The sequence below is a fragment of the Rhodococcus sp. HNM0569 genome (assembly GCF_012726205.1).
In the GTDB taxonomy this organism is placed as follows: domain Bacteria; phylum Actinomycetota; class Actinomycetes; order Mycobacteriales; family Mycobacteriaceae; genus Rhodococcus_F.
In genome coordinates this window covers 15562-25717 of record NZ_JAASAE010000010.1, presented here as the reverse complement: position 1 = coordinate 25717, position 10156 = coordinate 15562, and the positions used below count along the sequence as shown (strand labels likewise).

Below are 10156 nucleotides of genomic sequence, written 5' to 3'. Positions count from 1 at the left end.
CCCGGAAACGCGCTGGCCTCGGCGTCGCGCGACACGACTCGAACGCGAGGAAAGCCTCACGTTTATCGTTATGATTTCGTTACCTGCTTCGACATGGCCGTCCGATGCAGAAAGCCCGCGCACGCACAGTGCACGGGCTTCCGTGAAGGTTCCGAACGGAGAGGGCGATGCCGGCTAGGCGGGCGCCCCGCGGAGCTTGTCGAGTTGCGCCTCGGCGTCGGTGGCGCGGGAGAGCAGATCGGCGTTCTGTTGCTCGAGCGTCGCGCGTTGCTCCTCGAGAGTCAGGATCTCGCGGATGCCGGTGAGATTGACGCCGAGTTCGATCAACTGGGAGATGCGGGCGAGACGCTCGAGATCGTCCTGGCTGTATCGCCGGGTGCCGCCGCCGGTGCGAGTAGGGGTGAGCAGGCCTCGACGCTCGTAGAGCCGCAGAGTCTGCGGGCCGATGCCCGACAACTCGGCCGTGACCGAGATGCCGTACACCCCTCGCGACGAAGGTGTGGACGACGCTGGCGAGTTCACACCGACCTCCTCGATTCTCGGCTGCGCGTACGCGAGCCCTCTACGACTTTCACACTAGCACCCGACGGTGCATCTAATGTGTTGCGGGAAAGGCAGGTTCTCTGCGGCCGGCCGCCCCGTCCGGTCAACGGTTCCGTCACTGCGCCGATTCTCCCTCCGCCGAGTCGGGCACGACGACGGTGGCCAGCAACGGCTCGCCGGACACGACCTCGGCCGCCGAGCCGGCTATACCCGCATCGCCACCGGTCCACACACCCTGACGCACGAGTTCGGCGACCGTCGCGTCGTACGCGTCGACGAGCCATCGGCCCTTCGCCTGAGCGAGCAGCACCGGGCCGTCGGGTCCGTCCTGATAGATGCCGACCGTCCAGTCGTCGATCAGCGACGGATCGTCCGCGAGCCCCGAGCCGGTGTTGGTCGCGAGCAGGTGGCGGCTGAATTCGAAGTCCACGCGGATCGCGTAGTCGTCGGCGACGTTGACCACCGAAGCCGGGCGATGCGCAGCCGTTTCGAGCGCAGTGAGCGCATCGGCGTAGACGTTGGTGTGTTCCTGCTTACGCGGCATGGCGTCCATCTCTTCCTGGAAGAGTTGCCGGAGTTCGCGGCAACGCCTCGACGGGACAGCGACCGTGCTGGTCACTGCAGTCTTCGGCTGCCACATCGTACGACACTCGCACACCCTCGCCGCGGCCCGGACCTTCTTGTCGGCGGCGCAGATCTGCACCCGGGCCGACATCCTTCCCCGTGTCGTCGCGCGAACCAAATATGCCCGGTGGGTCACAGTTTTTGTGCCCGTCCGACCGAGCGGCCGGCGGTACGCACGTCACGCGGCGGGCTCGACGGCACCGGCCGAACGGTCACGCCTGCGGCGGCGCAGGATCGCGATCCGTTCCGACTCGCCCATACCGCCCCACACACCGAACGGTTCCTGGACCTCGAGCGCATGCCTACGGCATTGCGCGACCACCGGGCACGAGAAACAGATCTGCTTGGCCGCGCGCTCGCGGTCGGCCCGCGCCTTGCCACGCTCACCCGTCGGCGGGAAGAACACCGCCGAATCCATTCCCTGACACTTGCCGTGCTGTTGCCATTCCCAGATGTCGCCGAGGGGAACGAGCTTGGGTCGAGGCATCGTCATCGTGTCTCTCCTTGCTTTCGGGATGTCGTGGCTGTTCGGATTTTCGCGGCGTCGCGACCGATCGGACGCCTTCGGGGGAGCCCCGTCGGGCTCACGCAGCCGAGGCGGCTCCTGCGAGCCCGTCGCCGTTCCGGTCGGCGTACATCTGCGCGATGCGCCGGCGAATTTCGTCCGTGTCGAACTGCGATGTGCCACGCACGGTGGAAACCCCTCCGGCAGAACGGGAGTGACGGTGCTCCACGAGATCCCCTTTCCGATCGCATCGCGTGGCGGACACATCTGCCACGCGACGTTCATGCTCGACACCTCGCCCGGCAAAGAACCGGCTGACGCATCGAGACGAGCAACTTTGACTCCTCGAACCTTACAACAAAATCTATGTCTGTCAACGCAGATAAATTCGAACCACGACCGGACACTTCGACAGTGGGGCATCGCCCCAGGTGAATCCGCTCGCCGAGCTACCACAGGGAGTGGAGGCGGCGGCGCATGCCGGGCGAGCCGCGGCACCGAGATCGGGCGAAGGCGTCGGGAAGATCGAAATTGCCAGTTCACATGGGTTACCAACGGATTGCATCGTGGTGTCCACCGCGCATCGACGTGGCATCACCGACGCCGGGAGCGCACCGCATCTCCCGCACGAGTCTGCCGAATCATTCACCGAACCCAGAAAAGTAGCCACACTCGCAGCATGAACTTATGTGTTCCGCCAGAGTCAGATTTCTGTTGTAGCGTTCCGAACGAAAGGCCGACCTTCGGCTCACGAAAGGAAGGGCACTGTGCTGACTCTCGGGATCATCGGGTGGATCGTCATCGGCGGCCTCGCCGGCTGGATCGGCAGCAAGCTGATGGGCACCGACAAGCAGATGGGCATCCTCGCCAATGTCGTCGTCGGTGTCGTGGGTGGTCTGCTCGGCGGATGGGTCCTGTCGCTGTTCGACGTCGACGTCGAGGGTGGCGGACTGTGGTTCAGCTTCTTCACATGCCTGCTCGGCGCCGTGATTCTGCTGTTCGTCGTCAAGCTCGTCACCGGACGCCGCTGACCACCGCTGCACACCGAGCGGATCGGGACAGGGTACGGCGCGCGCGGTCGCCGCGAAAGCGATGCCGTACTCTGTCCTGCGCGCGCGAGTGGCGTAATTGGCAGCCGCGCCAGGTTTAGGTCCTGGTGTCCTTTGGACGTGGGGGTTCGAGTCCCCCCTCGCGCACCAACAAGTCGGTCGTCCCGCGTGTCAGCACATCAGGAATGGCTGCCCCTCACCCCCATCAGGCGGGCAAGGCCGCTACCAGGGCACGCGTCCGATTCGGGTACCGTCGAGAGCGTGTCCGGGAAGCAGAAGCACAATCGCGTCGCGCTGATCGTGTTCGTCGTCGTCGGCGCGGTCGGCTGCCTCGCGCTCGGCTGGTGGCAATGGTTGCGCTTCGAGAGCGCGGACGGCAACGGCCAGAACCTCGGGTACGCCTTCCAGTGGCCGCTGTTCGCGGCCTTCCTCGTGTACGCGTACCGGCGGTTCGTGCAGCTCGAGTCCGGTGCGGCCGAGCGTCCCGACACCCCCGCGCCGGACGAGCCCCTACGCGAGATCCCGCACGATCTCCTCCCGCCGCGGCCCGTCGCCGTGGACGACGAGGACGACGATTCCGATGCCGGAACCCGCCGTGAGTACAACCACTATCTCGCCGAGCTCGCCGCTCGCGATGCCGACAGGAGAACCGAGTGAGCGCCGAACCCGCCGCGCAGACCCCCGGCGAGCAGACCACCGGGTCGGTCGACCCCACCCAGCGCAAGAAGATCGGCTCGGCGCTGGTGCGCTATCGCGTGCTGGCCTACGCCACGGGTCTGTGGCTGCTCGTGCTCACCGCCGAGATGGTCGCGAAGTACATCTTCGGCGTCGAGGACCTGCCGACCTGGATCGCCGTCGTCCACGGCTGGGTGTACTTCGTGTACCTCTTGATCACGCTCGACCTCGCCGTCAAGGTCCGCTGGCCCGTCGGCCGCACCGTCGGCACGCTACTGGCAGGCACGATCCCGTTCCTGAGCTTCGTGGTCGAGCACTGGCGCACCCAGCAGGTCAAGCGCGACTTCGGCGTGTGAACCCGCGCGAGCGTCAGCGCGCGGCGGCGAGTTCCGCGAGAGCGGGCACGAGCTGCTCGAGCGCGCGGCCACGATGCGACGACGCGTCCTTCTCGTCCGGGGTGAGCTCGGCGGCCGAGCGCTCTTCACCCTCGGGCCGGAACACGGGGTCGTAGCCGAATCCGTGGTCGCCGGTCTTCGCCCGCGCGATCGCCCCGCGCCATTCGCCGCGCACGATCCATTCGCGGCCGTCCGGAAGGGCCAGCGCGCATGCCGACACGAAGCCGGCTCCACGGCGCTCGTCCGGCACGTCGGACAGCTGCGCGAGCAGCAATGCGGTGTTCGCGTCGTCGTCACCGTGCACGCCGGACCAGCGTGCCGACAGCACGCCGGGCATTCCGTTGAGGGCGTCGACCTCGATGCCCGAGTCGTCGGCGACACACGGCAGGCCCGTCTCGCGCGCCCCGTCCCGTGCCTTGACGATCGCGTTCTCTTCGAAGGTTGCACCGGTCTCGGGGGTCTCGGGGAACGGCGGCAGCTCGTCGAGCCCCACGAGGTCGATGCCGTCGACGCCCGCCGACGCGAGCACGCGCCGCAACTCGCGGAGCTTCTTGGGATTGCGGCTCGCGACGAGGACGCGCACCGTGTTACCGCTCACCGAACTTGCGCTTCGGCGCGGGCCCCTCGGGCAGCTCGCCCGGGTACGGCGCGGCGAGCGCTTCGCGCTGGATCTCGAACAGTTGCTCGCACCCGGCGAGCGCGCTGTCGAGAAGCTTGTCGAGCGTGGTGCGCGGGAATGTCGCGCCCTCGCCCGTGCCCTGGATCTCGACCAGCGTGCCCGTGTCGGTCGCCACGACGTTCATGTCGACCTCGGCGCGCGAATCCTCCTCGTACGGGAGGTCGAGACGTACCCGACCGTCGACGACACCGACACTGACCGCGGCGATGGCACACGAGAGCGGCTGCGGATCGGCGAGCCGCCCCGCCGCCCGCAGGTAGGTGACGGCGTCGACCAGCGCGACGTATGCACCCGTGATGGCGGCCGTACGCGTGCCGCCGTCGGCCTGCAGGACGTCGCAGTCCAGCGCGATGGTGTTCTCGCCGATCGCGGCCAGATCGATGCATGCGCGCAGCGAACGGCCGACGAGCCGGCTGATCTCCTGGGTGCGGCCACCGACCTTGCCCTTGACCGACTCGCGGCTGCTGCGGGTGTGCGTGGCCGCGGGCAGCATCGCGTACTCGGCGGTCAGCCAGCCCAGGCCCGAGCCCTTGCGCCACCGCGGTACGCCTTCCTCGACGCTCGCAGTGCACATCACGCGGGTGTTGCCGAACTCGACGAGAACCGACCCCGCGGGGTGAGCCGTGAATCCACGGGTGATCTTGACCGTGCGGAGTTCGTCGTCGGCCCTGCCGTCTTCTCGGGTAGTCACGCCCAGCAGCCTAACCGCACCGGCCGGGCCCGTTCACACCCGTTCACACCGTGAAGGTCTCACCCGCCGTGACGGCATGCACCGGGCCGGCGTACTGCTCCTTGGCTTCCGCGATGACGTCTTCGCGCGAGGTCCACGGTGGAATGTGAGTGAGCAGCAACTGCCCGACGCCCGCCCGGGCCGCGACCTGCCCCGCCTCGGTACCGGACAGGTGGATGCCTTCCGGCCGGTCGGGACTGTGCGTCCACGACGCCTCCGACAGCAGCACGTCGGCGCCACGCGCGAGTTCGACGACGGCATCGCACATTCCGGTGTCACCGGTGTAGACGAGGACGCGGCCGTCGGCGTCGACGATGCGCACGCCGTACGACTCGGGAGGATGGTTCACGCGCACCGGGGTGAGCGTGACCCCGCCGAACACGACGGGCTCATGTTCGGTCCAGGTGCGCACGTCCATCGTGTCGGTGATGTCGTCGAAGTCGTCGGCCGCCTCGGCCGATGCCGTGCCCACACGCGTGGCGGTGTCGGACGGCCCGTACAGGAGGGCTCGGCCGGTGGGCGGCGCCGGGTGGTAGCGGCGCCACACGAGCAGGCCGGGAAGGTCGAGGCAGTGGTCGGCGTGCAGGTGCGTGAGGAACACCGCGACTTCGGCGGGGTCTACGTGACGCTGCAGTGCGCCGAGGACGCCGGGCCCGAAGTCGAGGACCAGCGGAGCCGTGCCGGGGGCCGACACGAGGTAGCCCGACGCCGGGGAGTCGGGTCCGGACACGCTGCCCGAACAGCCCAGGACGGTTATGCGCATGACTCGTATGCTGCCACGGCGCGAGCTTTCGCAATAACCTTCGCCGGTCGGCGCGTCAGCCACGCAGCTCGGGGGGCCGGCCGCGCCGCTCGGTGCGTCGGTCGCGCCGGGCGTCGGAGGCGAGAGCCCATGCGGCCAGGACGCCGCCGAGCGCGCCGAACAGATGGCCTTGCCACGACACGAGGGGGCTCGTCGGGAACACTCCCCACAGCAGCCCGCCGTAGAGCACGAACACCACGACACCGATGAGGATCTGGACGAAGTCGCGGAGGAAGAAGCCGCGTGCGACGACATAGGTGAGCCACCCGAACACGAGCACCGACGCACCGATGTGGTTGGTGTGCGCGCCTGCCGTGAGCCACGTGCCGAGCCCGCCGACGATCCACACGACGGCCGTGGCGGTGAGCCCGCGACCGATACCCGGCAGCAGGACGAGGAATCCGAGGACGAGCACTGGAACGGTGTTCGCGAACAGGTGCCCCCACGTGCTGTGCAGCACGGGCGCGAACAGCACGCCCCACAGCCCGTCGACGGTGCGCGGTGCGACGCCGCTGCGCTGCAACGAGTCCCCGCTGACCGTGTCGACCGCTTCGATCACGTACAGCGCGACCGTGAACGCGAGGGTGATCAGCGCGGCGCGCTGCCAGCGCGGCCTGCCCGTCGCCGGTTCGGCGCGTTCGCGCGGCGTCGGAAGGTCGTTCACGCCCACAGCTGCCCCTCCAGCGCTTCTTCCGCGTCGTCGATCGTGCCGTCGTAGGCGCCGGTCGACAGGTACTTCCACCCGGCGTCCGCGACGACGAAGGCGACGTCCGCGCCCTCACCCGCGCGTAACGCCTTGTTCGCGACACCGAGCGCGGCATGCACCACGGCGCCCGTCGAGATGCCTGCGAAGATCCCTTCGTGCTCGACGAGCTCACGCGTGCGGCGCACCGCGTCGGCGGGACCGACCGAGAAACGCGACGTGAGGACCGACTCGTCGTAGAGCTCCGGCACGAAGCCCTCGTCCAGATTGCGCAGGCCGTACACGAGCTCACCGTAGCGCGGTTCCGCGGCGACGATGCGCACGTCCGGAACATTCTCGCGCAGGTAGCGGCCGACACCCATGAGGGTGCCGGTGGTGCCGAGGCCCGCGACGAAGTGCGTGATCTCGGGCAGATCGCGCAGGATCTCGGGGCCCGTGCCCTCGTAGTGCGCAGCGGTGTTGGCGCGGTTGCCGTACTGGTAGAGCATGACCCAGTCGGGATGCTCGGCGGCGAGCGCCTTCGCAGTGGCGACGGCCTGATTGGATCCGCCCTGCGCGGGCGAATACACGATCTCGGCGCCGTACATCGTGAGCAGCTGGGTGCGCTCGGCGGACGTGTTCTCGGGCATGACGCACACGATGCGGTATCCCTTGAGCCGCGACGCCATCGCAAGCGAGATGCCCGTGTTGCCGCTCGTCGGTTCGAGGATCGTGGCACCCGGAGTGAGCGTGCCGTCGCGTTCGGCCTGCTCGATCATGCGCAGCGCGGGCCGGTCCTTGACCGAACCGGTGGGATTGCGGTCCTCGAGCTTCGCCCACAGCCGCACGGGAACGTCGCCGTGCCACGCGGGCGACAGGTGCGGCAGCCCGACGATCGGGGTGTTCCCGACGGTCGCGAGATACGACTCGAAACGCGCCACGGTCAGCCGCCCGCGACGGCAGGCAGGATCGTGACGGTGCCGCCGTCGGGCACCTCGGTCTCGAGCCCACCGGTGAACCGGACGTCCTCGTCGTCGACGTAGACGTTGACGAAACGGTGCAAGGCTCCGTCCGACACGAGCCGCTCCCCCAGGCCCGGGTACTTCGTGTCGAGATCGGTGATGACGGCACCCAGGCTCGAACCCGTTGCATCGACACGCTTCTCGCCGCCCGTGTACGTGCGCAGGATCGTCGGGACGGACACGGTGACACTCATGATTGCTCCTGATCTGTCGGGGCTGTGGGTGCAGGGGTGACACGCAGGTCGGTGCCGTACAGGCCGTCGCGCACGGGTCCCGTGATCACGACGGGTTCCTCGGTGACGACGCCGTCACGGATGCGGTAGCTGCGGAATTCGGTGCGGTCCGGCTCGCGGGTCGACACGAGCACGTAGTGCGCCTGCGGCTCGGATGCGTACGCGATGTCGGTACGGCTCGGGTAGGCCTCGGTGCCCGTGTGCGAGTGGTAGATCACGACGGGTTCCTCGTCGGCGTCGTCCATCGCACGCCACACCCGCAGCTGTTCGCCCGAGTCGAATCGGTAGAACGTGGGCGAACGTTCGGCGTTGAGCATCGCGATGTGCCGCAGCGGGGTGTCGGACCCCTCGGGCCCGACGACGATGCCGCATGCCTCGTCGGGGTGGTCGGCGCGCGCATGGTCGATCATCGCGTCGACGAGAGCGCCCGTGATCTCCAGCACTTGCTCTCCTCACTCGTCGTCGGTCGAGCCGTCCTCACGGCCGTGCAGTCGAGCCGTCCTCACGGCAGTGCACTCGGAAACACCTCACGATAGGTCGGAATTCCCGCGACGGGTGTCGCGGCGAGCACGGCCTTGGCGACGGCCCGGCGCACTGCCACGGCGGCGGCCTCGCACACGGCGGCACGGACGGCGAGGTCGGCGGGGAACTCCGCGGGCGTCGCGGCGTCGGACGCGTCGCGGCCGAGGCCGGTCGCGAGCGCGAAGAAGGTGTCGCCGTCCATCGGCGAATGTGCGGGGCGCACGGCACGTGCGAGACCGTCGTGGGCCGCGACCGCCATGCGGTTGCACGCGTCCTTGCCGAGCACCGCGTCGGTGGCGACCACACCGATCGTGGTGTTGAGCACGCCACCCTTGGGCCCGAGCGCAGCGAAGGTCGCGAGGTCGGCCGCGTTCGGCGGCCGCAGCCCGTACTCGCTCGGGTCGTCGCCCGTGACGCCCCACGGCACACCGGTGCGTGGATCGACGACGGAGCCCACCGGATTGGCGACGACGAGCGCGCCGACCGTGACACCTGCCGCGGGACCGTCGGCGAGCACGACGCTCGCCGAACCGATTCCACCCTTGAGTGCGCCCGCGCGGGCGCCGGTGCCCGCGCCGACACAGCCGACCTCGAGTGCCGACGACGACGCGTGCTGCGCCGCCAGATAGCCGGACTCCGCGGTAGGCCGGGCGTGCCACGCACCGACCGGCAGGTCGAACACGACCGCTCCGGGCACGATCGGCACGACGGCCCCCGGGGCGAAGGAGATGCCGTGCCCGCGTTCCTCGAGCCACGTCATGACGCCGTCGGCCGCCGCGAGACCGTACGCACTACCGCCGGTCAGCAGAATCGCGTGCGCGCGCTGCACCGAGTGCGCGGGCGCGAGCAGGTCGGTCTCGCGCGTGCCGGGGCCACCGCCGCGGACGTCGACGCTCGCGACGGCGCCGTCCGGTGCGAGCACCACCGTGCACCCGGTCGCCGCACCGGTGCCCGGTGCGTCCGCCGTGCCGACGGTGACGTCGGGGCCGAGGGCGGTGTGATGGCCGACGCGCAGGCCACCGACGTCGAGGAGGTCGTCTCGCGTGCCGCGCGTCGTGGCCGTCACGGCACAAGCGCCTGTACCAGGGAGTCCTGCATCCACGTGAGCCAGTGGTACACGTCGTAGTGCGGTGCGCGCGGGTCGTCCGGGTCGAGTTCGTCGGGAGTGTCGGCATCGATGCCGAGATTGGTGCCCATCGCGAGCCGCACGTCGTTGACCGCCGCGAGCCACGCGTCGGCCTGCTCGGGCGTGAGCGACAGCTTGCCGCCGTCGGGCGGCACGGTGTCGAGCACGACCGAGCCCGCCGCGAGCTTCGCCTCGATGATCTCGGGCTCGTGCAGGCCGCGCAACGCGCCGTTGACGTCCGCCCGCGCGTCGTTGTCCCAGGCTTCGTCCGCATTCGCGTCGGCCCGGTCGGGGTCGGGTCGCTGGAAGTCGGGAAGCAGCCGCGCGAGGACCGGATCGTCCGGCCTGGTGGTGTTGCCGCTGCGGATACCGGTGAGTTCGGCGAGGTCGTCCTGCGGCGCGGACTGCGCGCGCTCGTCCAGCAGACCCACGACCGACGCGACGAGCGAACGCAGCACCGTGGCCTCGTGCGCGTCGATCTCCGAGCGGAGCTTGACCCCGCCGAGTGAGTTCTTCCTGGTCCAGTTGCGCACGTCGTCCCTTCCGCTGCCGGGCATGGTGGTGGGCGG

The 10156-nt window shown here is 69.3% G+C and carries 15 protein-coding genes and 1 tRNA gene; 4 read left to right on the top strand and 12 right to left on the bottom strand.

Annotated features, from left to right (window positions below; translation table 11 throughout):
- Positions 1-174: 174 nt before the first annotated feature.
- The 3 genes from HCA44_RS14415 to HCA44_RS14405 all read right to left on the bottom strand — a co-directional run bounded on the left by HCA44_RS14415 (position 175) and on the right by HCA44_RS14405 (position 1654).
- Positions 175-522 (bottom strand): helix-turn-helix transcriptional regulator, encoded by a 348-nt coding sequence (locus HCA44_RS14415; protein ID WP_169649546.1) that lies wholly within the window; start codon positions 520-522, stop codon positions 175-177.
- A 136-nt stretch (positions 523-658) separates the two neighbouring features.
- Positions 659-1162, bottom strand: coding sequence for a hypothetical protein (locus HCA44_RS21055; protein ID WP_240945542.1), 504 nt, complete (start codon positions 1160-1162; stop codon positions 659-661).
- A gap of 183 nt (positions 1163-1345) precedes the next feature.
- The gene (locus HCA44_RS14405; RefSeq protein ID WP_169649745.1) at positions 1346-1654 is read right to left on the bottom strand and encodes a WhiB family transcriptional regulator; all 309 of its coding nucleotides are present in this window, start codon (positions 1652-1654) and stop codon (positions 1346-1348) included.
- Positions 1655-2439: 785 nt separating this feature from the next.
- Between HCA44_RS14405 and HCA44_RS14400 the strand changes: the two genes are divergently transcribed.
- From HCA44_RS14400 to HCA44_RS14385, 4 genes are all read left to right on the top strand, one after another.
- On the top strand, positions 2440-2703 hold the full coding sequence (locus HCA44_RS14400) for a GlsB/YeaQ/YmgE family stress response membrane protein (protein ID WP_169649545.1): 264 nt from the start codon (positions 2440-2442) through the stop codon (positions 2701-2703).
- Between the two features lie 82 nt (positions 2704-2785).
- Positions 2786-2871, top strand: a tRNA-Leu gene (locus tag HCA44_RS14395).
- 111 nt (positions 2872-2982) lie between these two features.
- Positions 2983-3378: a transcriptional regulator gene (locus tag HCA44_RS14390; protein ID WP_169649543.1), complete on the top strand. Its 396-nt coding sequence runs from the start codon at positions 2983-2985 to the stop codon at positions 3376-3378.
- A gap of 71 nt (positions 3379-3449) precedes the next feature.
- A complete protein-coding gene (locus HCA44_RS14385; RefSeq protein ID WP_346764740.1) occupies positions 3450-3752 on the top strand; it encodes a DUF3817 domain-containing protein in 303 nt (100 codons plus the stop codon).
- A 13-nt stretch (positions 3753-3765) separates the two neighbouring features.
- Here HCA44_RS14385 and rdgB read toward each other — a convergent pair whose 3' ends face one another.
- The 9 genes from rdgB to HCA44_RS14340 are packed head-to-tail and all read right to left on the bottom strand — an operon-like array spanning position 3766 to position 10120.
- Complete coding sequence (gene rdgB, locus HCA44_RS14380; protein WP_169649539.1) at positions 3766-4389, bottom strand: RdgB/HAM1 family non-canonical purine NTP pyrophosphatase; 624 nt, start codon at positions 4387-4389, stop codon at positions 3766-3768.
- Positions 4379-5161 carry a ribonuclease PH gene (gene rph / locus HCA44_RS14375; protein WP_169649537.1) on the bottom strand — a complete coding sequence of 261 codons (783 nt, stop codon included), beginning with the start codon at positions 5159-5161 and terminating at the stop codon, positions 4379-4381. Before rph ends, rdgB begins: the two co-directional genes overlap by 11 nt.
- Before the next feature lie 43 nt (positions 5162-5204).
- Complete coding sequence (locus HCA44_RS14370) at positions 5205-5963, bottom strand: cyclic nucleotide-degrading phosphodiesterase (RefSeq protein ID WP_169649535.1); 759 nt, start codon at positions 5961-5963, stop codon at positions 5205-5207.
- Positions 5964-6018: 55 nt separating this feature from the next.
- On the bottom strand, positions 6019-6666 hold the full coding sequence (locus HCA44_RS14365; RefSeq protein ID WP_346764730.1) for a rhomboid family intramembrane serine protease: 648 nt from the start codon (positions 6664-6666) through the stop codon (positions 6019-6021).
- Entirely contained in the window at positions 6663-7625 is a 963-nt protein-coding gene (locus tag HCA44_RS14360; RefSeq protein ID WP_169649524.1) for a cysteine synthase, read from the bottom strand. The genes HCA44_RS14365 and HCA44_RS14360 overlap by 4 nt, the downstream gene beginning before the upstream one ends.
- A 2-nt stretch (positions 7626-7627) precedes the next feature.
- Positions 7628-7900, bottom strand: coding sequence for a MoaD/ThiS family protein (locus HCA44_RS14355; protein WP_169649522.1), 273 nt, complete (start codon positions 7898-7900; stop codon positions 7628-7630).
- Positions 7897-8382: a M67 family metallopeptidase gene (locus tag HCA44_RS14350; RefSeq protein WP_346764729.1), complete on the bottom strand. Its 486-nt coding sequence runs from the start codon at positions 8380-8382 to the stop codon at positions 7897-7899. The genes HCA44_RS14355 and HCA44_RS14350 overlap by 4 nt, the downstream gene beginning before the upstream one ends.
- A gap of 59 nt (positions 8383-8441) precedes the next feature.
- The gene (locus tag HCA44_RS14345; protein WP_169649520.1) at positions 8442-9527 is read right to left on the bottom strand and encodes a P1 family peptidase; all 1086 of its coding nucleotides are present in this window, start codon (positions 9525-9527) and stop codon (positions 8442-8444) included.
- A complete protein-coding gene (locus HCA44_RS14340; RefSeq protein ID WP_169649518.1) occupies positions 9524-10120 on the bottom strand; it encodes a DUF2017 domain-containing protein in 597 nt (198 codons plus the stop codon). Before HCA44_RS14340 ends, HCA44_RS14345 begins: the two co-directional genes overlap by 4 nt.
- Between the last annotated feature and the right edge of the window lie 36 nt (positions 10121-10156).

Excerpts from the sequence above, each read along its gene's own strand:
- HCA44_RS14355 (WP_169649522.1), bottom strand. The coding sequence starts at position 7,900 with ATGAGTGTCACCGTGTCCGTCCCGACGATCCTGCGCACGTACACGGGC.
- HCA44_RS14370 (WP_169649535.1), bottom strand. The coding sequence starts at position 5,963 with ATGCGCATAACCGTCCTGGGCTGTTCGGGCAGCGTGTCCGGACCCGAC.
- HCA44_RS14405 (WP_169649745.1), bottom strand. The coding sequence starts at position 1,654 with ATGCCTCGACCCAAGCTCGTTCCCCTCGGCGACATCTGGGAATGGCAA.